Annotated in this window: 23 protein-coding genes; 12 read left to right on the top strand and 11 right to left on the bottom strand. The window is 36.3% G+C overall.

Annotation, left to right across the window (positions count from 1 at the left end; translation table 11 throughout):
* The first annotated feature begins 33 nt into the window (after nt 1–33).
* The 5 genes from EL165_RS13905 to EL165_RS13925 all read left to right on the top strand — a co-directional run bounded on the left by EL165_RS13905 (nt 34) and on the right by EL165_RS13925 (nt 7,415).
* Nucleotides 34–432 (top strand): hypothetical protein, encoded by a 399-nt coding sequence (locus EL165_RS13905; protein WP_002976213.1) that lies wholly within the window; start codon nt 34–36, stop codon nt 430–432.
* Complete coding sequence (locus EL165_RS13910) at nt 429–1,679, top strand: hypothetical protein (RefSeq protein ID WP_002976212.1); 1,251 nt, start codon at nt 429–431, stop codon at nt 1,677–1,679. The genes EL165_RS13905 and EL165_RS13910 overlap by 4 nt, the downstream gene beginning before the upstream one ends.
* A 260-nt stretch (nt 1,680–1,939) precedes the next feature.
* A complete protein-coding gene (locus EL165_RS13915; protein WP_002976211.1) occupies nt 1,940–5,287 on the top strand; it encodes a methylmalonyl-CoA mutase family protein in 3,348 nt (1,115 codons plus the stop codon).
* Nucleotides 5,288–5,371: 84 nt separating this feature from the next.
* A complete protein-coding gene (locus EL165_RS13920; RefSeq protein ID WP_002976210.1) occupies nt 5,372–6,625 on the top strand; it encodes a hypothetical protein in 1,254 nt (417 codons plus the stop codon).
* 79 nt (nt 6,626–6,704) lie between these two features.
* Nucleotides 6,705–7,415, top strand: coding sequence for a Dph6-related ATP pyrophosphatase (locus EL165_RS13925; protein WP_002976209.1), 711 nt, complete (start codon nt 6,705–6,707; stop codon nt 7,413–7,415).
* A gap of 35 nt (nt 7,416–7,450) precedes the next feature.
* Here EL165_RS13925 and EL165_RS13930 read toward each other — a convergent pair whose 3' ends face one another.
* Nucleotides 7,451–8,857: a pyridoxal phosphate-dependent decarboxylase family protein gene (locus tag EL165_RS13930; RefSeq protein WP_041461570.1), complete on the bottom strand. Its 1,407-nt coding sequence runs from the start codon at nt 8,855–8,857 to the stop codon at nt 7,451–7,453.
* 163 nt (nt 8,858–9,020) lie between these two features.
* Between EL165_RS13930 and EL165_RS13935 the strand changes: the two genes are divergently transcribed.
* Nucleotides 9,021–10,130: a serine hydrolase domain-containing protein gene (locus EL165_RS13935; RefSeq protein WP_041461369.1), complete on the top strand. Its 1,110-nt coding sequence runs from the start codon at nt 9,021–9,023 to the stop codon at nt 10,128–10,130.
* Nucleotides 10,131–10,168: 38 nt separating this feature from the next.
* Nucleotides 10,169–10,693: a 2'-5' RNA ligase family protein gene (locus EL165_RS13940; RefSeq protein WP_002976206.1), complete on the top strand. Its 525-nt coding sequence runs from the start codon at nt 10,169–10,171 to the stop codon at nt 10,691–10,693.
* 29 nt (nt 10,694–10,722) lie between these two features.
* On the opposite strand, the gene EL165_RS13945 is transcribed toward EL165_RS13940, so the two are convergent.
* On the bottom strand, nt 10,723–12,081 hold the full coding sequence (locus EL165_RS13945) for a peptidase M64 domain-containing protein (protein WP_002976205.1): 1,359 nt from the start codon (nt 12,079–12,081) through the stop codon (nt 10,723–10,725).
* 2 nt (nt 12,082–12,083) lie between these two features.
* Nucleotides 12,084–12,569, bottom strand: a complete 486-nt coding sequence (locus EL165_RS13950) for a hypothetical protein (protein ID WP_126358645.1) — start codon at nt 12,567–12,569, stop codon at nt 12,084–12,086.
* Nucleotides 12,570–12,671: 102 nt separating this feature from the next.
* On the opposite strand from EL165_RS13950, the gene ruvC reads away from it, so the two are divergent.
* From ruvC to EL165_RS13975, 5 genes are all read left to right on the top strand, one after another.
* A complete protein-coding gene (gene ruvC / locus EL165_RS13955; protein WP_002976203.1) occupies nt 12,672–13,226 on the top strand; it encodes a crossover junction endodeoxyribonuclease RuvC in 555 nt (184 codons plus the stop codon).
* Between the two features lie 150 nt (nt 13,227–13,376).
* Entirely contained in the window at nt 13,377–14,447 is a 1,071-nt protein-coding gene (locus EL165_RS13960) for a DUF4407 domain-containing protein (RefSeq protein WP_002976202.1), read from the top strand.
* Between the two features lie 160 nt (nt 14,448–14,607).
* A complete protein-coding gene (locus EL165_RS13965; RefSeq protein WP_002976201.1) occupies nt 14,608–15,201 on the top strand; it encodes a phage tail protein in 594 nt (197 codons plus the stop codon).
* A 5-nt stretch (nt 15,202–15,206) separates the two neighbouring features.
* Nucleotides 15,207–15,899: a T9SS type A sorting domain-containing protein gene (locus EL165_RS13970; protein WP_002976200.1), complete on the top strand. Its 693-nt coding sequence runs from the start codon at nt 15,207–15,209 to the stop codon at nt 15,897–15,899.
* A 79-nt stretch (nt 15,900–15,978) separates the two neighbouring features.
* Nucleotides 15,979–16,188 (top strand): KTSC domain-containing protein, encoded by a 210-nt coding sequence (locus EL165_RS13975; RefSeq protein ID WP_198418438.1) that lies wholly within the window; start codon nt 15,979–15,981, stop codon nt 16,186–16,188.
* A gap of 57 nt (nt 16,189–16,245) precedes the next feature.
* On the opposite strand, the gene EL165_RS13980 is transcribed toward EL165_RS13975, so the two are convergent.
* The 8 genes from EL165_RS13980 to EL165_RS14015 all read right to left on the bottom strand — a co-directional run bounded on the left by EL165_RS13980 (nt 16,246) and on the right by EL165_RS14015 (nt 25,078).
* Entirely contained in the window at nt 16,246–18,114 is a 1,869-nt protein-coding gene (locus EL165_RS13980; protein ID WP_002976198.1) for a GEVED domain-containing protein, read from the bottom strand.
* A gap of 347 nt (nt 18,115–18,461) precedes the next feature.
* Complete coding sequence (gene guaB / locus EL165_RS13985; RefSeq protein WP_002976197.1) at nt 18,462–19,922, bottom strand: IMP dehydrogenase; 1,461 nt, start codon at nt 19,920–19,922, stop codon at nt 18,462–18,464.
* A gap of 186 nt (nt 19,923–20,108) precedes the next feature.
* The gene (locus EL165_RS13990; protein ID WP_002976196.1) at nt 20,109–20,813 is read right to left on the bottom strand and encodes a hypothetical protein; all 705 of its coding nucleotides are present in this window, start codon (nt 20,811–20,813) and stop codon (nt 20,109–20,111) included.
* Nucleotides 20,814–20,839: 26 nt separating this feature from the next.
* Nucleotides 20,840–21,343 carry a DUF4252 domain-containing protein gene (locus EL165_RS13995; protein WP_002976195.1) on the bottom strand — a complete coding sequence of 168 codons (504 nt, stop codon included), beginning with the start codon at nt 21,341–21,343 and terminating at the stop codon, nt 20,840–20,842.
* Nucleotides 21,344–21,353: 10 nt separating this feature from the next.
* The gene (locus tag EL165_RS14000) at nt 21,354–22,640 is read right to left on the bottom strand and encodes a DUF4252 domain-containing protein (RefSeq protein WP_041461568.1); all 1,287 of its coding nucleotides are present in this window, start codon (nt 22,638–22,640) and stop codon (nt 21,354–21,356) included.
* Nucleotides 22,641–22,656: 16 nt separating this feature from the next.
* Nucleotides 22,657–23,334 carry a hypothetical protein gene (locus EL165_RS14005; protein WP_002976193.1) on the bottom strand — a complete coding sequence of 226 codons (678 nt, stop codon included), beginning with the start codon at nt 23,332–23,334 and terminating at the stop codon, nt 22,657–22,659.
* Nucleotides 23,309–23,818 carry an RNA polymerase sigma factor gene (locus tag EL165_RS14010; RefSeq protein WP_002976192.1) on the bottom strand — a complete coding sequence of 170 codons (510 nt, stop codon included), beginning with the start codon at nt 23,816–23,818 and terminating at the stop codon, nt 23,309–23,311. Before EL165_RS14010 ends, EL165_RS14005 begins: the two co-directional genes overlap by 26 nt.
* 99 nt (nt 23,819–23,917) lie before the next feature.
* Nucleotides 23,918–25,078: a putative sugar nucleotidyl transferase gene (locus EL165_RS14015; protein WP_126358750.1), complete on the bottom strand. Its 1,161-nt coding sequence runs from the start codon at nt 25,076–25,078 to the stop codon at nt 23,918–23,920.
* Nucleotides 25,079–25,137: the final 59 nt, after the last annotated feature.

The following is a 25,137-nucleotide window of genomic DNA, read 5'->3' on the forward strand; positions in this document are numbered from 1 at the left end:
GGAAGGGAATACACAACACCAAAATTAACAGACATGAAAAAAATCCCTCAAAAAACAGTAAAAATTACGCACTTTAAAGAAAATAATGTTGAAGTGAATGTAATAATCAGTGCCAACACACAATTTGGCGACCCGCATTTTATCATTAACGGAAAGAGAATAGATGACAATAATTTAAATGATGATAAATTTTCTTTTACCATTCCAAAAGCAGATTTAGCATCAGACAATTTACTTTTCGCTACTTCTTTCAATATTAATATGCAGGTGAATCATCTGCAGATCTTAATCAATACATGCAGGATAAAGTTTGAATTCCCTCAGATTCCTTCCAAGAGTTTTCACTTCAATCCTTTTGAAGGTAAAACAACCGATGATCTAGCCGGTAAGTTTATCTATGGTGTTTATAAATACATAAAAGTTGAGCTATGAAAAAGATAGTACTACTAGCAGCGCTGGTGTCTAATATGGCATTATTGTTTGCTCAAAGCAAAGAAATCAGTGCAGAATTAAACAAACTGGAACTTTCCAATGCACCAAGTGTAATGCTTCTCGGCTTAGCAAGTTCTGATCTGGAGACCCCGAAATCAAAAAAGGCTTTTATGAGCAGTATTGTCAATTCATTCAGCGAAAATGATGGCCTTCCCAATGCCTATGCGGTAGAGCTTACCCCTACCCATTTATTTCCTTTAACAGAGATGGATGCTTTAAAATATGCAGGCATTAAAAGCATTAAAAAAACAGATGAAAGTTATGAGTATAAAAATAACATTTTCAGTGAAGCCAAAAACGTTTCTGTCTCATTTGCCTTTCTGAGAAATTATAAAATTGAAGACCTTGAGACGGAAAACCCTTCGGTATCTTTTTCTTTACGAACCACAGTATTTAAAATCAGAAATAAAAAAAATATAGAAGCCATTACCACTTCTAGCAATAATATTTCCAGAGAATTAACTGACATCCAGAGTGAATTTTACCAATCACAGAAATATAAAGATATAGTTGCTTCCAATATCAGCAACAGTGAAAAGGAGAAAAAACTAGCACAAGCATTAGAAGGATTTGTCACAGATTATTACAAAACGAAAACTGAAAATTATAAAAAGTATCTTGATGAAAAACCTGCTTTTCAATTAGATATTGCTTCGGCCTACAGTACTTTCTTTTTAGATAATCAGTTCAAAAATAATCAGTTTGGGAAACTAGGATTCTGGATGACCATGAGTTCTGGGATCAATCTGGAGTCCAAACCAAAGCCGAAGCCAGACTCATCCGAAAATCAAAATCAGAAAAAATCAAAAGTAAAAATCAGAGAGACCTCTACAGAACCTTCAAAAATTGAGAAAAGATTAAACTTCTATGCCGTCGCAAGATACCTGCAGGATAGAACAATTTATAATGCAGCCAGTGGATTCAGCAGAAGCAATAATTATGATTTCGGTGGGAAAATAGAGCTTGTATACAACAGATTTTCTATCGGATATGAGTTCATCTACAGAAGCAGTGATTTGGATGATACCTACCGTTCCAACGGAATTATCAACTATAAAGTGTCTGACAGTGTGTACATCAATGCTGCATTTGGAAAAAATTATGGCGACAAAAATAATCTCATTACATTTTTAGGATTAAACTGGGGATTGGACAGCAAAAGAAAAACACTTTTTTCAGAAAAATAATAATACAGATCATTTTTTATGAAATAAAGACCAAGCTTCATGACACAAAAGAAAAAATGTCAGCGGGTTATTATCTGCTGACATTTATATTTTTACAGAATAGCGTAGTAATCTGTAAAATACAGACCTAGCCTCTAACAAAGTATTTCGAGCTTAAAAAACAATTACCATAAACGTTTAAAAATCAGAATTTTACCTCACGATACGAGGTTTTCATTTTATTACTATATTTGAGAACTTAGAAACTGTCTAGAATTTTTATGGAAACCCAAAAATATACTCCAACCAACAAGGTAAGAATCGTAACGGCTGCTTCATTATTTGATGGGCATGATGCTGCGATCAATATTATGCGTCGTGTTATACAGGGAACAGGATGCGAAGTGATCCACTTAGGACACGATAAATCGGCAGAGGAAGTTGTAAACACAGCCATTCAGGAAGATGCCAATGCCATTGCATTAACTTCATATCAGGGAGGTCACAATGAATATTTTAAATATATTTACGACCTTCTGAGAGAGAAAAACTCGCCTCAGATCAAAATTTTTGGCGGCGGCGGCGGTGTAATCCTGCCGGAAGAGATCAAAGACCTTATGTCTTACGGAATCGACAGAATTTATTCTCCGGATGACGGCCGTGAACTTGGTCTTCAGGGAATGATTGATGATCTGGTACAAAGATCAGATTTTGCTACAGGAAAAGATGTTACAGCAAAAGATCTTGATGATATCAGTTTTGAAAACCCTTCAAGCATTGCGCAAATCATTTCTGCGGTTGAAAACTTTTCAGATGAGAAGCCTGAGCTGGTAAAAGCAATCGATGAGAAGTCCAAAGATTTAACCATTCCGATCATTGGTATCACAGGTACCGGAGGAGCAGGTAAATCTTCTTTAACAGACGAATTGGTAAGACGTTTTTTACGTTCGAATACTGATAAAAAAATAGCCATTATCTCTATTGACCCTTCGAAAAAGAAAACAGGAGGTGCTCTTTTGGGAGACCGAATCCGTATGAATGCGATCAATGATCCAAGAGTTTATATGCGTTCCATGGCAACCAGAGAAAATAACGTTTCCGTTTCTCCGTTTATTCATTCTGCACTGAATGTATTGAAACTGGCCCATCCGGACGTTATTATTCTTGAAACTTCAGGAATCGGGCAGTCCGGTTCAGAAGTTTCGGATTTTGCAGATGTTTCTATGTATGTAATGACTCCTGAATACGGAGCTTCCACACAGCTGGAGAAGATCGATATGTTAGATTATGCAGATCTTGTCGCTTTAAATAAATCTGACAAACGTGGTGCATTGGATGCTCTCCAGGCAGTAAGAAAACAATTCCAGAGAAACCACCTTTTGTGGGAAAGTCAGCTGGAAGATATGCCGGTTTATGCAACGAAGGCGTCTCAGTTTAACGACCATGGCACTACTGAATTATACAACAGATTAGTTTCAAAAGTAAACGAAAAGTTTTCAGATCTACACTTAAATACTTTTGTAGAGCAGGAAATCACAGATGAAGTAACCATTATCCCTCCGAAAAGAGTTCGTTACCTTTCTGAAATTGTCGAAAACAACAAACAATATGATGCCAATGTTGAAAAGCAGGCTGAGCTTGCCAGAAAAATGTATCATATTGAAGGAGTAAAAAATATAATTTCCAATGAAGCTTTGGATGCAGAATACCAAAAAGCAGAAAAAGAGCTTCAGCAGGAGAACATCGATTTCCTTAAAACATGGGATGATACGAAAAAAGCATTCCATGCTGAGTTCTATTCTTATTTTGTAAGAGGAAAAGAAATTAAAGTTGAAACATCAACTGAATCTTTATCTCATCTGAGAATTCCAAAAATAGCATTACCAAAATACAATGACTGGGGCGATCTGATCAAATGGAAAGGGCAGGAAAACCTTCCGGGAAGTTTCCCTTATACGGCAGGTATTTATCCGTTCAAAAGAACCGGTGAAGATCCGACAAGGATGTTTGCAGGAGAAGGAGGTCCTGAGAGAACCAACAGAAGATTCCACTATGTTTCTGCAGAAATGCCTGCAAAACGTTTATCAACAGCTTTTGACTCTGTAACATTGTATGGCCAGGATCCTGCTTTACCACCGGATATTTATGGTAAGATCGGAAATGCAGGAGTTTCTATCGCTACATTGGATGACGCTAAAAAACTGTATTCAGGATTTGATCTTGTAAATGCATTAACTTCGGTTTCAATGACAATCAATGGTCCTGCACCGATGCTGCTGGCTTTCTTCATGAATGCTGCTATCGATCAGAATGTTGAAAAATATATCAAAGATAATGGTTTAGAAGCTAAAGTAGAGGCTAAACTTAAAGAAAAATTTGATGATAAAGGATTAGAAAGGCCGAAATACAACGGTGAGCTTCCTCCATCCAATAATGGTTTGGGACTACAGCTTTTAGGATTAACAGGTGATGAAGTGATCCCAGCCGAAGTATATGCAGAAATTAAAGCTAAAACGATTGCTACCGTTCGTGGTACCGTTCAGGCTGACATTTTAAAAGAAGATCAGGCTCAGAATACATGTATTTTCTCTACAGAATTTGCCCTGAGATTAATGGGTGACGTTCAGGAATATTTCATCAGAGAAAAAGTAAGAAACTTCTACTCTGTTTCCATTTCAGGATATCATATTGCCGAAGCAGGAGCTAATCCGGTTTCCCAATTGGCATTTACCCTCGCTAACGGTTTCACATATGTGGAATATTACTTAAGCCGTGGAATGGACATCAATGATTTTGCACCGAACTTATCTTTCTTCTTCTCCAATGGTATCGATCCTGAGTATTCAGTAATCGGACGTGTGGCAAGAAGAATCTGGGCAAAAGCAATGAAATTAAAATACGGAGCTGATGAAAGAAGCCAGATGTTGAAATACCACATTCAGACATCAGGACGTTCTCTGCACGCTCAGGAAATTGATTTCAATGATATCAGAACTACTCTTCAGGCGCTTTATGCGATCTATGATAACTGTAACTCTCTCCACACCAATGCTTATGACGAAGCGATTACCACTCCTACTGAGCAGTCAGTAAGAAGAGCGATGGCAATTCAGCTGATCATCAATAAAGAATTAGGTTTGGCTAAAAATGAAAACCCGCTTCAGGGATCATTCATTATTGAAGAATTAACGGATCTTGTGGAAGAAGCAGTATATGCAGAATTCGACAGAATTACGGAAAGAGGAGGTGTTCTCGGAGCGATGGAAACGATGTATCAGCGTTCAAAAATTCAGGAAGAATCTATGCATTACGAATGGCTGAAGCATACCGGCGAATATCCGATTATCGGAGTAAATACCTTCTTAGGAAAAGATGGTTCACCAACGGTTTTACCGGGAGAAGTTATCCGTTCTACAGAACAGGAAAAACAGGCACAGATTGAATCTCTTCATAACTTCCAGAAAGCCAATGAAAACAAGTCTGAGGAAGCCTTAAGAAAACTTCAGCACGCAGCCATCAACCAGCAGAACCTATTTGAAGTGATGATGGATGCTGTGAAATACTGTTCTTTAGGACAGATCACCAATGCTTTATTTGAAGTAGGTGGTAAATACAGAAGAAATATGTAAGTCCGGAATCTGACATACATTTTTTAATAAAAACCTCAAAGTATTTCTTTGAGGTTTTGTATTTTTAACATTAAACTAACCTCAATGACCAAAATCATATTCCTTTCTCTAATTCTTATTTTCAACTTATATTTTACCCAGAATAAAAATAAAAACAATTATTTACCACCTGAAAAACTGGAAATGATTTTAGGGCAAAACTTTTTACTTACTACCTATTATGCCCTTCGGTATCCTGAAAAGGGATTTAGTTTTAATCATCCTGTCGGTTCTGCAAAGATTTATGAAGAATCCCTGTTGGAAAAGAACCCTAAAGACGCAAAAAAATTACTCGCAGAAATACATTTTAACAAATCAGGAAAATTAAATAGTGTACAACAGTATTCTGACGGATTCCGTTCAATAGTCATATATAATGAAAATGCTCTTATTTCTCATATAATAAATTATTATGATGACTACGACGCTGTTACAGAATATACATATGATAATATTGGTAACCTGAAAAGTAAATATGAGTACAATAGAACAGATGGAAACCTTGATTTCAGAAATTATACTGAATATCAATATCATATTGAAAACAGCAATATAATTGTTCAGGTATACATCATTGAAAAAAGAACAGGATTAAATATTGAAAAAAGAAAACTCACTTTTGACAAACAGCAGAGAATGACTAAAGAAGAGAGAGCTTTACGCATTCCCAATAAGTTTGAACTAAAATATGAAAGGATCTACTATTATGGCAACTCAAAGTTTCCTGAAAAAGTAACAAAAAAAGAAACCCATAATTTTGTTGGAAATAATAAGGAAACTGAAGTCTTTGAATATAATGATAATGGAGATCTTATTTATAATTCCCTAGATTCTGAACCATTAAAATTCTCTTCTGTAGATAAAACAATTTTTAACTCAAAAAATCAGGCAGAAAGAATAACAATAACAAAAAATTACAGCAACAACCTGAAAGAGAGCCCGATCAATAAAAACAAAACGCATCATCTGCTTTCATATGATGATTTTGGGTATATTACTTATGATAAAGAAATACGGAATGAAGGTGATAATGTCTTTACAAAAAGCACCTATCAGTTTGATAAACACAATAACTGGATTGAACTTCTAAACCAGGAACATATTTATCTTACAACATATGGAAAAAAAGATAATGAATCCTTTGATTCCAACACTCAATACAAAAGAGAAATCAGTTATTCCGATTTTGAAGAACCATATACATCAAAACTTATTGATACTCAGGCAAGCGAACAATTAAAAAAAGAATATCTTACCAAAAGTAAATTTCACGAAAAGATAGAAATCCTACACCATTGATTTTCTCCTATTTTGTTCAATTTTCTATAAAAAATCAAATCAATAAAATCTCCCTATTTTTGGAAGATTTTTATTTACAATGAAACCAAAAGCTTTATTCAACTGGAGCAGCGGAAAAGATTCTGCGCTTGCCCTTTACAAAATACTACAGGAGGATCAATACGAGATTTGCACTCTGCTTACCAGTATCAATCAGGAATTTCAACGGATTTCTATGCATGGGGTACCTATTTCTCTTTTAGAAAAGCAGGCTGAAAGCCTGGGAATTTCATTAATTAAAATGGAACTTCCTAAAGAACCGTCCATGGAAGAATATCAGCAAATCATGAGTAAAACAATGGCTGAAATTCACGCTCAGGGTATTACGCATTCCGTTTTCGGGGATATTTTTCTGGAGGATCTGAGAAAATATAGGGAAGACCAATTACATGCAGTCGGTATGAAAGCAGTATTTCCGCTTTGGAAAAAAGATACCTCCAACCTCATCCATGAATTTTTAGCCCTTGGTTTTAAAACGATTGTAACGTGTGTGAACGGATCTTACCTTGATCAAAGTTTTGCAGGCCGGATTATTGATGAGAAATTCATTGATGATCTTCCTGAAAATGTGGATCCGTGCGGAGAAAACGGAGAATTTCACACCTTTACTTTTGACGGCCCAATTTTCAAAAAGCCAATCCGGTTTAAAATCGGAGAAACAGTCAAGAAAACCTATCCTAAACCCAAAACAACTCCTGAAGAGGAAGACGGAGAATATACCTTCTGGTTTTGTGATCTGTTAGTAAAATAAGCCTGTGGACTATTATCCACAAGCTTTTCAAGATGTTATTTTAATGAAGTAAAAACTTCGTTCATAATTTCAAATACGGTATGAACATCTTTTTCACCGGTCATCCAGTTAACAAAAGCTGCTCTAATCCCTTTATGATTATTGTAAAAAGTTGGAGTCATGAAGACTTTCCCTGTATCATTGACCTTTTCCAAAAATAAATCAACCTCATTCTGCCTTGTATCATCCTTTAATGTAAAGCAAACGGTATTCAATCTTACCGGAGCGAGCAGTTTAAAATCATTACTGTTTTCAATCAGGTCTCCAAATTTTTCCGCCCAGGATATATTATCATCTACAATCTCCTGATATCCTTTTTTACCATAAGCCATAAGAGAAAACCAGGCCGGCAGTGCCTTCAGCCTTCTTGAATTCTCAGGAAGAAAATTTAAATAATTGAAATTATCCAAAGGATCTCCAAGGTAAGGAGCATTGGAGTTCTGAAAAGTTTCAATCTGCAGGATTTTATACTGTTCTTTAATCAGAAATACAGCACTCTCATAAGGTACATTCATCCATTTGTGGCAGTCTACTGTAATACTGTCCGCAAGTTCCCAGTTCTCTACAAGATGCCTGTGTGTGGTTGAGCAGGCTGCAAAACCACCAAAAGCAGCATCAATATGCCACCAGAAGTTATATTTTTCTTTTAGCCTGCTGATTGCCTTAAAGTCATCAAAATCTACTGTATTCACCGTTCCGCCGCTGGAAATTAAAATAAATGGTGCACCGTTAAGTTTCAGGATATTTTCTTCAAGATCCTCTATGCAAATAGCTTCACTGTTTCCTTCCTGAATTTTAATCTGAATAATGTTATTGCTCCCCAACCCCAATAACGAAAGTGATTTAATAGAAGAAGAATGAGGAGTGGCACCCAGCACTTTTATTTTCTCAGAAATCCCTTCTCTGGCAATATCTTTTCCAAGCGCTTTTCCAAGCCATTGACGGGCAACAGCAAGACAGGTAAAATTGGACATGGTAGCACCCGTTACAAAACCTCCCAAAAAACTTTCCGGAAGCTGAAGAAGCTCCTGCAAAAGCCGTATTGCTTCCACTTCTATAACTCCTGAAATATCTCCCTGACCTTTCATAGTCTGGGTATTCTGATCATAAATAGTTGTAAGCCAGTCTCCCGCAACAGATGCCGGAGTAGCGCCGCCGGTTACAAATCCCCAGTATCTTGGCCCGGAAGAAGCTACCATTACCGGTTCAAATTTTTGGTTAAAAATCCGCAGAGTCTCTTCCGTTCCATATCCTGAATCAGGCAGTGTATGTTTTTCTAATGTATGGTTGACTACCGATGTAGATCTTTCTTCAATAGAGTTCAGGTATTCTATTCCCTGTTCTTTGACAATATCCAGCAGATGGCGTACGTTTGCTGAATCGTTTTTCAACTGTTCATTCATAATTTTGTGACAAATATTATTCAAAAATATTAAAAGGGAACCATAAAATGACAAAGAGCCGGTATAAAAACCCCTTTCTAGCACGCAATTTGCATCCCATAATGCTCTTTTGGATATTTTAGTATCTTTAATAATACAATCATCATTTAAAAATACAACACCTGTGATCAAAAATTTAATATTCCTGTCCCTTTTCTGTTTTTTGTTTTCCTGTACCACTGAAGCTCCAAAAGTCAATGCCGTTGATAAAAAAGCAATTATAGACTCTACTATCTCAGCTTTTCAGAAAACACTTTTGGAACAACAGATTGATTCTACTTTTAAAAAGTATCACTTCAATGGAAGCATTGCCGTTTTCAAAGACTCTTTACCTCTTTACAGAAGAGAAAACGGTTATTCAGATTTTAAAAGAAAAACAAAAATTGACAGCAATACTATTTTTGCCATAGGCTCTGTAAGCAAGCAATTCACTGCCGTTTTAATTTTACTGCAGATGGAACAGGGAAAACTGAACATAACCGATAAAGCTTCAAAATATCTGAAGGAATTTCAGACCAAAGAATATGAGAATATAACGATTCATCAATTGTTAAACCACACCTCAGGGTTAAATATCATGGGTGGAAAGCTGATGTTTAAGAGCGGCTCAGATTTTTTCTACTCAAATGACGGCTTCAATACACTTGGAAAAATTGTGGAAAAGGTTTCCGGGAAATCATATGATGAGAATGTTCTGGAACTTTTCAAAAAGGCAGGAATGACACATTCTTCTACGGGAGATATTTTTAAAGGATATAATTTTGCAAGTGCCTATATTGGCACGCCTGCTAAATTTCAGGAAGTTCCCAACATGCCGAAAAGATTAGGAGGAAAGGAAATCGGAACTCCGGCTGGCGGAATATTGTCTACCATTCAGGATCTTCATGCATGGAATAACGCTCTGTATGGCGGAAAAATATTAAAACCGGAAACACTGAAACTTTTTATGGCAAAAAGTGCGGAAAGGCGCCATGCCATCTTTGGAAAAATGGGTTATGCCTATGGAATTATGCTGAATATCGGCCAACCCAGTTCTTATTTCCACAGTGGTTATGTAAAAGGTTCACCTTCTCTGAACATCTATTATCCGGACACAAAAACCTCTGTCATTATTTTATCTAATATTGCAGATGAAGAAAAAGGAAAAGGAGTGATCTTCAGACCTCATATTGAAGTAAAAAAGATTACTGACCATCTTGAAAATACGCTTTCGCAACTGAGATCAAAACAATAATCTGACATTACATTATAAAAGCACATCAAACTTGTTCCATGAAAAAAATGTACTTCATAGCAGTTTATCCTCCACAAGAGATTATTGAAGAAGTAAAAAACTTTAAAAGAGATCTGGCTATTCATTATGACAATTCCAAAGCATTGCAGAATGAGGCCCATATTACTCTTCTCCCTCCTTTTCCAAGAGAACTGGAACTGGAAGGTGATATTCACACTGCTTTCCAGAAAATCAGTACAGAAATGGATCCTTTTGAAATTGAACTGGATGGATTCGGGAGCTTTCCCAATCCTAAAAACCCTGTACTTTATATTCATCCAAAAGAAAATGTACATTTAGCAAAACTTTATCATAAGGTAAAAGAACATTTTAATTTCGGCCACTATTCTTTTAATCCACATATGACTGTCGGATACAGAAATTTAACCTGGGAGAATTATCTCAAGGCCTGGGAAAAATATAAAACGAAGGAATACAAAACGAAATTCTTAGTTGACAAAATACTACTTTTACGTCATGATGGAAGATGGATTCCTATTGCAGAAAAGAAACTGAAAAAATAAAACCGGCCTAAGAGCCGGTTTCTTTTAGTTTATTCTTTTATAATTCTCTGGGAAATGATCAGGTTATTATTTTCTTTTACATTTAGCAGATAAGTTCCCGCAGGATAGTTTTTAAGATCGACCCGTATTGCAGAATCTTTCAGTTCAAATCCGGATGGAATCAGTTTTCCTGAAACATCATATACTTCAAGACTTATATTTTTTGAAAACTCCTGTTTGCCTTTGATGAAAAACTCTCCGTCTGTCGGATTCGGATAAATACTGAATCGTCTTTCTTCTGCTTTAACTTCTGAAAGCTTTAGAGTTGATTTACTTAATGTCCAGGAAACATTAGTAATGTGAAGTGTACTGTGATTATCTACTTTTAGAAGCGGATTATTATCAACAACCGAAACAGTCAGGGTATTGCTTCCGCTATTCAGCTGTCCCGGGGTAATCGTAACAGTATTTCCTGTTGCTCCCAATACTGTTCCGTTTAACCTCCATGTGTTAACCAGAGTATTGGGAATAGGAAGGATTTCGTTGACCGTAAAAGTAACATTGGAAGTAGCATTAACAGTCGTATTATTTGCAGGAGTATAAGAATCCACAGGAGAAACCAAAGTATGAATTCTTTCTATAATTGCTTCCTTACATACGGAACAGAACTGCTGGTTAAGATACCTCATCTCACAGCTCTGATGTGGTCTGAACCAACTTGGGCTTTCTGCATGAGCATATACTCCTACTCCATTCAATCCCACCCAATTTTTCCATTTTATGGTTGCAGGATTAGAGTTCTGCGTTTTATTTGCAGATTCAAGTGAACCTGAAAACCAATATTCATCAGCAAGCTTTCCAAAAGAATGCCCCAGCTCATGTACAACAATTTCATTGGATGATCCATTTAGTGAAGCAAACGCATATGTACCACCACAACCTCCATACTCTGTAGAATTACCCAGCACATAAGTGATATCATAGTCCGGGATATTTGCGGCCAGAACTTGTCCTACTTTATTGGTAGTATTGCTGTATATACACCTGTGAACTCCTACATCGAAAGTGGATCCAAGATAGTTATTAGGATTGGTTACAGGAATCACAGGCTCTGCAACATCTGTTGCTGTTCCCGGATGTTTTACCCCGGATTCTGTGGAAATTACCTTTACTGCATAGGCATTAAAATAGTTCTTATATTCTGTATAGGGACTTTTTGTAAAAAGATAATTGACGGTATTTTGAGCAGATGTCGTAAAAGTAGATTGCTGTGCCGAGGTAAACCCGTCTCCTAAAACTGCAATAACAATTCTTTTACTGTTATCTCCGTTCTGCAAAAGGGGAACGGTCTCGAATGTCTGGGCAAAACAACTACCGCCTATCAAAAGGGATAATAAAACTTCTTTCATAATTATAGTTTTTGTGTGAATATGATTTGTACACCGTCATCAGTTACCTTTTCAATTTTCACAGACTGAACATTTTCAGAATATGAAAACCGGGTACTGAATTCTGCATTCTGAAGAGAAGCCTTATGTCTGGAAATTCCTTCTTTTTCATAGACTTCCATTTCCGGGTTAAATGGATCCTTTACAAGCAGTTTTCCCTCTTCTTTATCAGCAGAACCTGTAAGTGTGATGATAAGATCGCCTTTACGGACATTATCCCTTTCAAAAGGAGGCATATATTTCAATCTTCCCTCTGCAATTTTTGTGCTTTGCAGTGTAATTTTTGCATTTCCTGACTGATCTTTATCTGCCTTGAAAAACAAATAAATAATCCGGTCATTATTTGTTTTCATAGTGTCTGAATGCTTATTCTGAATTAAATTATTTCCATCCTGAAGACCAAACAACAGAAAAACAGGAACAATAAAAACATTAAATACATTTTTCATAATCATTTTTATTTAAAGGTATTAAAATTTTAAACATAATATAAAAACCATTATCAATACTTTTTTCATTAAAAAACAGAGAAAGTCCCTATCTTTGGAGCAATGATTTCAGAGAAAATAATTTTAGGGATTGACCCGGGAACAACTGTAATGGGATTTGGCATCATCTCCGTAAAAAAAGGAAAAATGGAGCTGGTTTCTATTCATGAACTGATCTTAAAAAAATATCCCAATCACGAAACTAAACTTAAATACATTTTCGAAAGGACCCTCTCTCTTATTGATGAATTTCATCCTGATGAAGTGGCCCTTGAGGCTCCTTTTTACGGAAAAAACGTACAGAGTATGCTGAAGCTGGGACGCGCCCAGGGAGTTGCCATGGCGGCCAGTCTTTACAGAAATATCCCTATTACAGAATATTCCCCCAAAAAAATCAAAATGGCCATTACCGGAAACGGAAATGCGAGCAAGGAACAGGTAGCGGGAATGCTACAGAATCTTCTCAAGTTAAAAGAATTTCCTACCAAATATTTAGATGCTTCTGACGGACTTGCGGTTGCAGTATGTCATCATTTCAATTCCGGAACCATTACGGATACCAAATCGTATTCCGGATGGGAAAGTTTTTTAAAGCAGAATCCGGACAGATTGAAGTAATTCTTACTTTTTTTACAAATCTTCAAAAAGAAAATTTAAAACTCTAAAAAACAGCATTTTACATAAATACACATAATTACTTGGTAAAACATAATACTATCTTTTACATTGGTATGATTTTTAGTACTACCTTTGTATAAATTTTCAGGTATGAAAACAAACCAACAAACTATAAATCAAGGGACTCATAAAATAAACTGGTTCCAAAAATTTCTGATGGTATGTTCAGGCGGGAACATCCATATCTTAAGAAAGACTCCAAGTGAATGGAATAAATTTTCCGGAATTGGAGGGATTGTACTTTTTACTGCAGTGTTCGCCACATTATCTGCAGGTTATGCTATGTATACAGTATTTGATAATATTTGGGCGGCTGTAGGATTTGGAATTCTTTGGGGATTAATGATCTTTAACCTTGACCGTTATATTGTTTCTTCCATCAAGAAAACCGGAACGTGGTGGAATCAGATTCTGATGGCCATTCCACGTCTTATACTTGCTACATTTCTGGGAATTATCATTTCCAAACCACTGGAGCTTAAAATTTTTGAAAAAGAAGTAAACAAACAGCTGAATACCATTATTCAAAGAAATAAAAAGCAGCTTCAGGGAGAAATGAACGGAAGGATCCTTCAGCAAAGCGGTCCGTTTGAGACAGAAAAGCAACAGATCTCAGGAAAAATAGCACATTATCAGAAAGCTTATGATTCTGCTTCCGTAGAGCTTGAAAAAGAAATTCTGGGAAAACAATCTGGTTTAACCAGCGGAAAAGAAGGTTATGGACCCAATGCCAAACGTAAACAGGAATTGAAAGAGCAACGCAGACAGGATCTTGAGAACTTTCAAAAACAGTCAGCTCCACGACTGGAATATTTAGACAAGGAAATTTCAAAAGTATATACCAATCTGGAAACAGAAAGAAAATCTACAGAAACTTTTGAAGATAAATTCAATGGATTTGCTGCCAGACTTCAGGCGCTGGATGAGCTTGGTAAAAATTCCGCTATCATAGGACTTGCAGCAGCCTTTATTATGGGATTATTCATCTGTCTCGAGATTTCTCCGGTTCTGGTAAAGCTAATTTCTCACATAGGACCTTATGATTATCTTTTAGAAAAAACAGAAAATGATTTCAGATTGTATTCCAAAGAAAAAATTGAAAAAGGAAATGCTCTGACAGACTTTAGAATTGAGGATTTTAAGGATAACTTGAAAAACTAAGAGAATACATTAAGATATACATTAGAGAAAAAATCTATAATAATATCAATTCTAATAAATAAAATCTAACCTTTTGCTTTATAGTGAAAGGTTTTTCTTTTAATGAGGTATTTTATGCGAAATATTTTCTAATTTTATATGACTTAAAATCCTTATTATCATGAAAAACTTATTTTTTGCATGTACACTGCTAATATGCAGTGCATTTGCTCCTGTCCTAAAAGCTCAAGCAACAGAACCATTTTTAGGACAAATAGCCTTTGTACCTTATAATTTTGCTCCAAAATACTGGGCAGAATGTAATGGGCAGCTCCTGCCTATCGCTCAAAACCAAGCTCTTTTTTCATTGTTAGGAACCACGTATGGAGGAAATGGAACTACCACATTTGCCTTACCTGATATGAGAGGAAGGGTACTTGTACATAATGGACAGGCTCCGGGAGGAGGTACTACTTACAGCATGGGGCAAATTGGAGGAGCTGAAAGCGTAACATTAACTATAACAGAAATGCCAGCCCATAATCATACTGTAAGTGCTGTAACAGCAGAAGGAAACCAAAATTCACCAACCAATAATCTTCCGGCAGACACAAAAGTTCTTGATAAAGAATATTCTGATGCAGCAGCAAATACAACTATGAAAAACACGATGATAGGAAATACAGGAGGAAACCAGCCTCATGAAAACAGGCCTCCTTTTATTACCCTGAAATGCATCATTGCATTGGCAGGGGTTTACCCATCACAAAATTAATATTTATGAAAATTCTTTACTTATTATGTCTGATAGCCGGAAGCACAGCTTTGGCACAGACCATAACATTTAGTGGATGTCCTAATCTGTTCAGCAGCCCTCCCAACACATTTATTTTTAATAAAACCGGTGTAGATGCTTTTAACAAGAACATTTATATGACAACTCCCATTGACGGCGGACAGGATTGCAGTGGATTAGGCACCTGTGAATTTAAGATTCAATGGAATAATGCTCTTACAAGATGGGAATTTCTAGGCGATGAGGGCAATGGAACTTTTACCATTCCTTATCTGATCTATTATAATTCAACAGGAAATAATTCATTATCAATACCTCCAGGTAATAATGTCGGAACCTGGGTTGAAAATACAGCAATGACCAACGGACAATGTGGAGGAAATCTTACTACAGGAAATTCCACTATGACGGGTGATGTACAGACCACAACATTAGGAACGTCAGAATTTGCTAAAAATAAAATTCAGATCTTCCCTAATCCGGTAACAGATTTTATCAGTATTTCCGGTATTGATAACGGTATGTCTATCCAGATTTATAATATAGATGGACGTCTTGTAAAATCAGAAATGTTTGATTCCAGAATTGATGTTTCGCAACTAGTTCCTGGTGGCTATATATTAAAAATAAATACCAGAAATTTTCAGACTCATCAATTTAAATTTGTGAAAAAATAAACTACATTTTTAGAAAATCTATTGACAGCTTCCGGTAATTCCGGAAGTTGTCATTTTTAGGATAAGGAATATTTTTTGCATGAATTGTATTATGCCATCAAGTGTTGTCAACCATTTTATTTATTTCCCTGAGACTGAAATATTGAGAATTATATATCAGTCAGGAGCGGTTTATGACTATCTGAAAGTCTCCGCAGATATTGTTGAAAAATTCGGGAAGGCAAGATCTAAAGGGCAATTCCTGAACAAGGTTATCAAGCCCAGATTTAAATATATTAAGATTGAATAAAAAATGTCCCCATAAGAATGGAGACATTTATATTTATTATAATAAGCGGTATTTAGCTTATTTAATGATCAATTTAGATGACTTAGAATCTTTTCCATTAGAAACCTGAATCATATAAACTCCTTTTTCTAACTGCTGGTCAACTTTGAAAACACCATTTCCTTCTTCAGTAACAGATGGAGCTGATATCAGTCTTCCCGACATATCAGAAATAGAAACTTTTAGATTCTTACCATTTTTAGCTTTAATGAAGATTTTGTCTCCGGTTGCAACAGGATTAGGATAAATAGTTAAATCTCCGTTATCTGCTTTTACTTCACTAGTACCTAAGTTGGTAACGAATTTTACTGTATAGTCTTCAACCTGACCATACATTAATTGCCCACAAGGAGTCATGTTAGTGTTCTCATCATCTACAAGAACTCTCATTCTTAGCGGAGTATTAAGTACTACTGAAGCAGGAGCCGTAATGGTAGTACTGTAAGTACCGATAGCTGTAACCGGATCTGCCACAATATTATCTGCTGAGCCTACCAATTCAGAAGACTCAAACGTTCCATTATTATTGTAATCTATCCATACTCTTACGTCATTATTTGAATCCGAAACATTGATCTGAAGATTATGAGTACCCGTTGCTGCAAGCTCAGTTGATGTAGCTCTCAGACAGCTTGCTCCTGTATAATCTTCATAGAAATTGGCTGCGCTCTGCCAATATCCTGTAGAAGCATTATTAATATTACCCAACTTCACCAAAGTTGGTCCTACAAAATAATTACTTGGTGTAGTAATGCCACTTGGATTACATGTCGCAGCAATAGGTGTTCCAATCGGCGTAGCTGCAGAAGGTGCCGTTGCTCCTAATGAAGTACTTAATGCTCCTTTCATTAAAAAGAAGTAAAGAGCAGCTCTGTCATGCTGTCCATTCGTAAATTTAAATGCAATCGGATTCGTATAATTCATCATATTATACTGTACCCCCTGATAGTTTGCTCCGGAACAATAATTCATATCATTGTTGGTAGGTGCAGGAAAATCATTCAGTAAACTTCTTGATCTTTCCGTATCACAAACCTGATCGTCATCTGAAGCACAGTTATTGGTAGTAGCTGGGCAGTAATTGGTAGTTGTATCTCCTTGTGGTGGCTGAGCGTTAGCATTACCAAAAGTGTGAAGCAACCCCATACTATGTCCAAATTCATGGGCTAGGGTAATATCATCCTGCAAAGTAACTACAAAAGATTTCATAAAGGATTCGTAAGAAGAGTCTGGATTTTGAGGTAATCCAGCCCAGCCCATAATTCCATATTGTCCGCCTCCGTCTACTTTATTCATAATATAAATATTAAAGTAAGAAGCTTCCGGCCAGTGCGGCGCAATAGTTTTTACCTGTGCAGTAGTAACACCATTTGCACCATTTCGTTTTACTCCGTAAGTATCATATCCTGCAAGAGTTCCTCCATCATATCTAACAATACCTGTAGTAGCATTACAGTTTGGGTCTCTTTTAGCCAATACCAATTTAATCGGCATTGTAGCAGCAGTACCAAAATCAGCAGGAATTCCCTGCGCCCATTGATAAGTACCTGCATACATTTGATTACAACGATCCAACCATGCCTGAATTTGTGCATCCGTTTTATTGTAAGCTGTTCCGAGACCAGAGCCTGTAGGCACAATCACGTGTACTACTACAGGAATTTCATAAACTCCATTTACAATTTTATAGGCACTCCCATTTTTAGAAGCGGTATTCTGATTACTGCTAATAATTTTGTTACGGATATTGCGAATCATTTCATCAATTTCCCCATTCTGTTTTTGGTGTACTCTCTGTTCATTATCAAAATCACACCACTCTTTTTTTTGCTGTGCAGATAGTGAAAGGGATAGTAACAATGCCCCACAAAGGATAGTTTTCTTCATTTCAATATTTTAAAAAAATTAAACAAGTTGTAAATTTATTAATATTAAATGTAAATCAGCAATATTACTCACTGAAAAAAGGCTGATAATTTAAAATTTTATTATAGTTAGTAGAAAAAAGTTAAACATTGTTACATTTTAAACAAAAAATTAAATTAACACGATCATAAATGGTAGTTATTTTATTTAAATTATAATTAAAAAACAATTAAAAACATAAATAAATCAACAATACAACAAAATAATCAATTAAAAATAAAATACTGCAAATCAAATTGTTAAAAAACAATCACAAATAAAAAAACCGCATAATATTATGCGGTTTTTTTAAAATTTAAATTATCGTTTTATAAAGAATAATTCGGAGCTTCTTGTGTAATAATTACATCATGCGGGTGAGATTCTTTCAATCCGCTTCCTGTGATCATTACCAGTTTAGAATCTTTCTGAAGTGCTTCAATATCTTTTGCACCACAATATCCCATACCTGCTCTAAGACCTCCTGTCAACTGGAAAATCACATCTTCCAGTTTTCCTTTATGCGGCACTCTTCCTTCGATTCCTTCCGGAACGAATTTTTTAGCTTCACTCTGGAAATATCTCTCTTTACCTCCTCTCTTCATTGCCGAAAGACTTCCCATTCCCTGATATGATTTGAATTTTCTTCCCTGGAAGATAATTTCTTCTCCCGGAGCTTCATCTGTACCTGCCAAGAGAGAACCAAGCATTACTGCTCCTGCACCACTCGCGATAGCTTTAACAATATCTCCTGAAAGTTTGATTCCACCATCAGCTATTACCGTTACATTTTTTGACTTCGCATATTCGTAAACGTTATAGATTGCAGACAGCTGAGGGACTCCCACTCCTGCAACTACTCTTGTTGTACAGATAGAACCTGGTCCTACTCCAACTTTAAGCACGTTAGCTCCAGCTTCAATAAGATCTTTAGCAGCTTCTGCCGTTACGATATTTCCACCTACAACATCAAGATCCGGATATGCTCTTCTGATTTCCGAAATTTTGTCTAAAACTCCTTTAGAATGACCATGTGCAGAATCAATAGCTACGATATCAACACCGGCCTGAACCAAAGCCTCAATTCTCGCCAGCGTATCTTCTCCTACTCCTACTCCTGCTCCTACAATAAGACGGCCGTTCTGGTCCTTATTAGCATTAGGATACTCCAATTGATTATCAATATCCTTAATAGTGATTAATCCTACAAGTTTATTATCTTTATCTACGATAGGAAGTTTTTCAACTCTGTTCTTAAGAAGGATTTCTTTCGCCTTTTCAAGATTGGTATCCTTATCTGAAGTGATCAGATTTTCTTTGGTCATGATCTCTTCCACTTTCATATCAAGATTTTCCTGATATTTTACATCTCTGTTGGTAATAATTCCGATCAGAACGTTATCAGCATCTACCACCGGAAGACCTGAAATCTTATATCTTGACATAAGATCTTTAGCTTCTCCCAGCGTATGGTCTTTAGATAATGTAACCGGATCTGAGATCATTCCGTTTTCGGAGCGCTTCACACGGTTTACCTGAGCAGCCTGCTCAGCGATCGTCATGTTTTTGTGAATAAAGCCTAACCCTCCGACTCTTGCCAAGGCGATAGCCAGATCAGCTTCAGTAACAGTGTCCATCGCAGCGGAAACTATCGGAACATTCAGCGTAATTTTGTCGGTAAGTCTTGATTTTAATGAAACCTGGTTAGGTAAAACTTCTGAATAAGAAGGGACTAGAAGAACGTCATCGAAAGTGATGGCTGTCTCTACAATTTTGTTATGAATAGACATCTTTACTTTCTTTGCAAAATTAGGTTATTTTGGTGAGATATGAAAATCCTTTTTAATAGTTTAAATAAAATTTAATAATCAATAACTTAAATCAAAAAAACCGCTCTTTTTTAGCAGAACGGTTACGGTACAAAATAATTGAATATGTAGAAACTACTTGTTACGTGTTATAATTCTTGATAAAAGCTATTTAACCAATTTCCCATTCTCGTCCAGATTTTCAATATGGGTTTGATTATTTTTATCCACATACACTTTTAATCTTACTTTACCGTTTGTATCACGGATAAAAATACCCACATCGCCATTAGCCATTTTACCTGCAAAGAAACGTTCACTTCCCAGCTTGCCACTTTCCTGTAGTTGGGCAAATGCTTTTTTTGAGGCTTCCGGATTGTTCAGTTTTTTGATAGAATCTCCTGCTTTAATAAGATCTTCCAATGGAAAATTATCCGGTCTGTCCCAAAGCTTCAATCCATATGCTCTTTTTTTATCATTTCCTGCTGATTCAGAATACTGCAACTGCATAATCTGATCTGTATTTCTCTGATCTACAGAATATACCATTCCGGAACCTTTATCATTTCCATCGTATACCAGCCCGCCGCATTCATCTCCCATAGAATTGAAGAATATAAGTCCTGCTTCTCTTTCACGGGCTTTCATTTCTTTGTGGTTTACCAATCCGGGATGCTGGCGTTCTTTATTACTGATCACCATTTTTAAAGTGCCATCTTTCTCAATGATATTGATCCGTTCTACATCTATTTCTTTAAAGCGTTCGCTGGATGCCTGGTTCTTAAATGCCAGAAAGAAAAACATGAGACATAATATCGTAAGTACAGCTGCATAGATTTTAAGGATCCGAACTTCTCTTATTAATTTTTCCATGCGATGAAGATTTGGAATTGCCAGGATTATTTAGCGGAAACAGAGTTAATCATTCTTGAGATATCATTTGGTGTGAAATTACCTTTCACATCTACAAATACCATTTCATTAGTATCAGAACCTACGGTGAGCAGCATATTTTTAATCACATCTCCATCCTGCTTTACCCTTACATTGATATTATCTCCGTCATGTTTTATGGTTGCCCATTCTTCATAATGATGATCATTCAGATACCGGGCATAGTCATAAAGCATTTCTCTGCTTCCGTTGGTCACGGTAAGCACTTTTATTTTTGAAGCTTTTTTTATCAGGTTGATTGTCTCTTCACTTTCTCCGTCTTCTCTTAAAGCCTTTTTAATATAAGATTTGGCAAGAAATATAGGAACATTCATACTCGCAAACTCCGCTCCTTTAAAATCATATTTTGAATTCTGAAAAAAATCTATGTTCGGTTTTTCTGAAACGATACACGATTGAAGCATAGCTACTGTCAGAATGGTGAGGAAAATGTTCTTAAGAGTTTTCATAGTGTAGTTTTTATTTGATTTGTCTGAAGCTTCCTCCAGAAACTTTGTCTACTTTCGCATCTACTTCCGGGTTTCCTTTCAGCTTCACAGAAGCTCCTGATGAAACGTTCACCTTTAATTTATCGGTAACTAGCAGGGAGAGGCTTGCACCTGAAGTAGATTCTGCCACCGCTGTAGCAATTTTAAGGTCATCTGCTTTACAGGAAGCACCGCTGCTGGTATCCACTACTGCAGAAGCCGCTTCTCCTGATAAATTTATACTGGCTCCGCTTGAAGCATCCAATACCAGTTTTGAAGTTTTTATATCAACGTCCAATACAGAACCGGAACTTACTTCCACTGCCGCCGCTTCTTTTACATTGAATTTTCCTTTAATAACAGAACCGGATTCCGCTTCAATTGCCAGACTGTTTTCTGTAACAGGATTTACTGCTGTAAATACACTTCCAGATGACGTTTTTATACTATTAATAGTAGGAGCAGAAACATTAATATTGAGATTTTTAAATCTAAGATTTCTGACACCTTTATTGTCAACATATATCTTTAAAACCCCATCTTCCACCTTAGTAATGACATACTGAAGCTTGTCTGCATCAGCAATCACTTTTACACTTCTTGGAGTTTCCTGTTTAAAGGTAACATTTACACCTACACTGGCATCTATTTTTGAGAATTCACCTACATTTCTGCTGTCGCCGTTCAGATAGGAGGATGTATTATCTGAAGTAAGACTGCTTCTCACGGAAGATGTAACAGAAGATGTTGCTGTTTCACCTGAGTTGATGATCTTGTTTACATCAGAGAGTTTCATTTTTCCGTTAAGAATAAAAATAATATTCTCTTCTTTGGAATCAACATTGAACACCAGATTTTCCAGATAGTTATCTTTTTCATCTTCTGCAAGAAACTTCATAGAGGTTCCGTCACTGTTCATTGACATCAGCTCATTGAAATTGAGAGATTTCAAAGCTTTATTCACCCTGTCAGTCTTCTCTTCATTCATTTTTACATTCGCAAGATTCTCATCTTTCAGACGATCCGGAAAGGTAATTTTGGGGATGATCAGAATTTTAAGACCATCAACATCGTTCAAAATAGGCTTTATTTTTCCTACGTAAGCATCATCAACATCGATGGTGTTTAATAGTTTGAACATTGGTTTTTTGATATTGATGGATGTTACTCCCCCATTTTTTTCAAAATCCTGAAAAAGCTTGTTCAGTTTATCAGTCTGTGCAAAAGAAGTTGCAAAGCTGCTTAGCATTATGGCTATTATAAAAAATATTCTTTTCATGAGATTGATCTGATTTTTAGTATTCGCTGTCAAGATTTTCGTTTTTCTGAGAAGATGCTACTGTTTTTTTAAATTCATTTCCTAATTTCATAAAGGAATATTTGGCAACATCTATGGCTTCTTTTTCACTGCTGATTCTTTTTCCGTTTACAATCACATAAGAGTCATTGTACGCCGCTGCGGAATCACTTAAATTTTTGTTATTTGAGGGATTGCTGACATATCTTGGTCTTGTTTCCTTTTTAAGTCTTCCTCTTTTTGGAAGGATTTCATCCATTACATCTTTTTCCGCTACCTGGTTATCCTGAAATACGGAATCTTTTTTTGCTCCGGAAATAGAATCGGTATGGTTAACGGCAACCTGTTCCTGGTGATCACTGTTTTCTTCAATAAAATCCGATTTCTGCTTCAGGATTTCATCTTTTACCAGCTTTTCCCTGTCCTGAACATCTGTATTATAGTTGTTCAGGAAAAAACCGATACTGAAAACCAGTATTACTCCGGCCGCCATCCAGAACCATTTGGGAAAGGAGGGCTTCTTTTTTCCGTCCAGTGGAATAATGGGTGTTGTATCCTGTTCAGGTTCCGCACCTTCTGCAGTCTGAAGAAAATCTTCAAAGCTCCAGTCCATTTTTTCTTCCTTGATCTCCCGGAAGATTTCGTTGTATTTATCTTGTAATTGATCTTTTTTCATAGCTCATCAGTTGTGAGATTTGTTCTTTTACTTTTTGTCTCGCACGCATCAGGTTTACCCTTACTGCATTTTCCTCCATTTCGAGCATTTCAGAAATTTCGGAAACATCATATTCTTCTACATCTTTCAAGTGGATGACCATCTTCTGTTTTTCGGGGAGCTGATTGATAAATCCTACAATATGTTCCTTAAGGTTATCAACTTCCATACTGTAAAGCTCCGAGCGGTGAAGCTGCATATCCGCAAAGCCGATCTTTACATCGTGATGCTTCAATCTGTTCAGGCATTCGTTCCGGACCGACTTCAGCGCATAGGATTTAAAATTCCCGAACTGCTCAAGCTCATCCCTCTTCTGCCAAAACTTCATCATGAGATCCTGTACGACATCTTCTGCTTCATCACTGCTCATGACAAACCGTTTCGCAAAACGATACATCTCGTCTTTGAGAATAAACACCGTATTCTTGAAAGTTTCTTGGGTCATGAGTTTTGTTTCTTATAGGTAAGACAACTGCCGTTACATATCTATTACATCAAAAATAAAAAAACTTCAAAAAAATTTGAAGTTTTTATGATATTCGAATTAATACGTATCAAAAATATGTTTCAGAATCGCTTTATCCTCTTCTGATAAAGCTACTTTTCTTCTTGCCATGGCTCTTTCTGCCACTTCATATACTTTGTCAAGTTTGAACCTTTCATCATCTTTCAGTCCACCCCATGAAAAGTTTTCCACAAGGTTCGGCGGAAAGCCCGGCTTAAAGATATTGGAGGCTACGCCAATTACTGTTCCTGTATTCAGCTGGGTATTGATCGCAGTTTTGGAATGATCGCCCATGATCAGACCCGCAAACTGTAATCCTGTATCTTCAAAAGCTTTAGTTCTGTAGCTCCAGAATTTTACGTTTCCATAGTTGTTCTTCATATTCGAAGAATTGGTATCAGCTCCGAAATTACACCATTCTCCTATTACAGAGTTTCCTACAAAACCTTCATGTCCTTTACTGGAATATCCGAATATAATGATATTGTTTACTTCACCTCCTACTTTACAATGTGGTCCTACTGTGGTTGCCCCGTAGATTTTTGCCCCCAGATTAAATTTGGAATCATCACAAAGTGCTATTGGCCCGCGAAGATGACAACCTTCCATGATCTCAGTATTTTTACCAATATAAATCTTACCTGTTTTGGTATTGATGGTAGAAAATTCAACATAAGCTCCTTCTTCAATAAACAGATCTTTTTTATCTCCTAAGAATCCATTGGTTGAAGACAGTTCCTGTGAGGTCCTTCCTTTAGTCAGCAGATCAAAGTCAAAATCAATGGCGTGGTGGTTATAGGTAAACAGATCTTTTGGTCTTTTAAAGAAAACAAGATCTTCCTTAATATCTGTCATTTTCTCAATCTGATTCAGAGAAAAACCTTTCATATTGATTTTTGCAGCGATCAATTCATCCTCATAAACCAATGCTTCTCCTTGCTTAAGGTCTTTGATCTGTTGAATTACAGTTTCTGTCGGCAGAAAATTCGGAACCAGAAAAAGACTTTCTTTTTCCTCCGGACTTTTAAATTTATCCTGAAGATAGGTTTCAGTGAAATAGGTAACTTCTGTGTTTTCCAGGATTTTCTGCCATCTTTCAGCGAATGTAAGAATTCCGCATCGCATAGCAGCAACCGGACGGGTAAAAGTAAGCGGAAGGAAATCTTCCCAATATTGTGCATCTGAAAATACTAACTGCATCATTCAGTTTTTTAAGTTTAAGGTTTAAAATTCAAGGTTAACAAATTTACAATAAAAAA

The sequence above is a fragment of the Chryseobacterium gleum genome, from assembly GCF_900636535.1.
GTDB classification, from domain to species: Bacteria; Bacteroidota; Bacteroidia; order Flavobacteriales; family Weeksellaceae; genus Chryseobacterium; species Chryseobacterium gleum.

Coding starts and splice junctions, on each gene's coding strand:
- EL165_RS13905 (WP_002976213.1), top strand. CDS start 34: ATGAAAAAAATCCCTCAAAAAACAGTAAAAATTACGCACTTTAAAGAA.
- EL165_RS13910 (WP_002976212.1), top strand. CDS start 429: ATGAAAAAGATAGTACTACTAGCAGCGCTGGTGTCTAATATGGCATTA.
- EL165_RS13915 (WP_002976211.1), top strand. CDS start 1,940: ATGGAAACCCAAAAATATACTCCAACCAACAAGGTAAGAATCGTAACG.
- EL165_RS13920 (WP_002976210.1), top strand. CDS start 5,372: ATGACCAAAATCATATTCCTTTCTCTAATTCTTATTTTCAACTTATAT.
- EL165_RS13925 (WP_002976209.1), top strand. CDS start 6,705: ATGAAACCAAAAGCTTTATTCAACTGGAGCAGCGGAAAAGATTCTGCG.
- EL165_RS13930 (WP_041461570.1), bottom strand. CDS start 8,857: ATGAATGAACAGTTGAAAAACGATTCAGCAAACGTACGCCATCTGCTG.
- EL165_RS13940 (WP_002976206.1), top strand. CDS start 10,169: ATGAAAAAAATGTACTTCATAGCAGTTTATCCTCCACAAGAGATTATT.
- EL165_RS13945 (WP_002976205.1), bottom strand. CDS start 12,081: ATGAAAGAAGTTTTATTATCCCTTTTGATAGGCGGTAGTTGTTTTGCC.
- EL165_RS13950 (WP_126358645.1), bottom strand. CDS start 12,569: ATGAAAAATGTATTTAATGTTTTTATTGTTCCTGTTTTTCTGTTGTTT.
- ruvC (WP_002976203.1), top strand. CDS start 12,672: ATGATTTCAGAGAAAATAATTTTAGGGATTGACCCGGGAACAACTGTA.
- EL165_RS13960 (WP_002976202.1), top strand. CDS start 13,377: ATGAAAACAAACCAACAAACTATAAATCAAGGGACTCATAAAATAAAC.
- EL165_RS13965 (WP_002976201.1), top strand. CDS start 14,608: ATGAAAAACTTATTTTTTGCATGTACACTGCTAATATGCAGTGCATTT.
- EL165_RS13970 (WP_002976200.1), top strand. CDS start 15,207: ATGAAAATTCTTTACTTATTATGTCTGATAGCCGGAAGCACAGCTTTG.
- EL165_RS13975 (WP_198418438.1), top strand. CDS start 15,979: ATGAATTGTATTATGCCATCAAGTGTTGTCAACCATTTTATTTATTTC.
- EL165_RS13980 (WP_002976198.1), bottom strand. CDS start 18,114: ATGAAGAAAACTATCCTTTGTGGGGCATTGTTACTATCCCTTTCACTA.
- guaB (WP_002976197.1), bottom strand. CDS start 19,922: ATGTCTATTCATAACAAAATTGTAGAGACAGCCATCACTTTCGATGAC.
- EL165_RS13990 (WP_002976196.1), bottom strand. CDS start 20,813: ATGGAAAAATTAATAAGAGAAGTTCGGATCCTTAAAATCTATGCAGCT.
- EL165_RS13995 (WP_002976195.1), bottom strand. CDS start 21,343: ATGAAAACTCTTAAGAACATTTTCCTCACCATTCTGACAGTAGCTATG.
- EL165_RS14000 (WP_041461568.1), bottom strand. CDS start 22,640: ATGAAAAGAATATTTTTTATAATAGCCATAATGCTAAGCAGCTTTGCA.
- EL165_RS14005 (WP_002976193.1), bottom strand. CDS start 23,334: ATGAAAAAAGATCAATTACAAGATAAATACAACGAAATCTTCCGGGAG.
- EL165_RS14010 (WP_002976192.1), bottom strand. CDS start 23,818: ATGACCCAAGAAACTTTCAAGAATACGGTGTTTATTCTCAAAGACGAG.
- EL165_RS14015 (WP_126358750.1), bottom strand. CDS start 25,078: ATGCAGTTAGTATTTTCAGATGCACAATATTGGGAAGATTTCCTTCCG.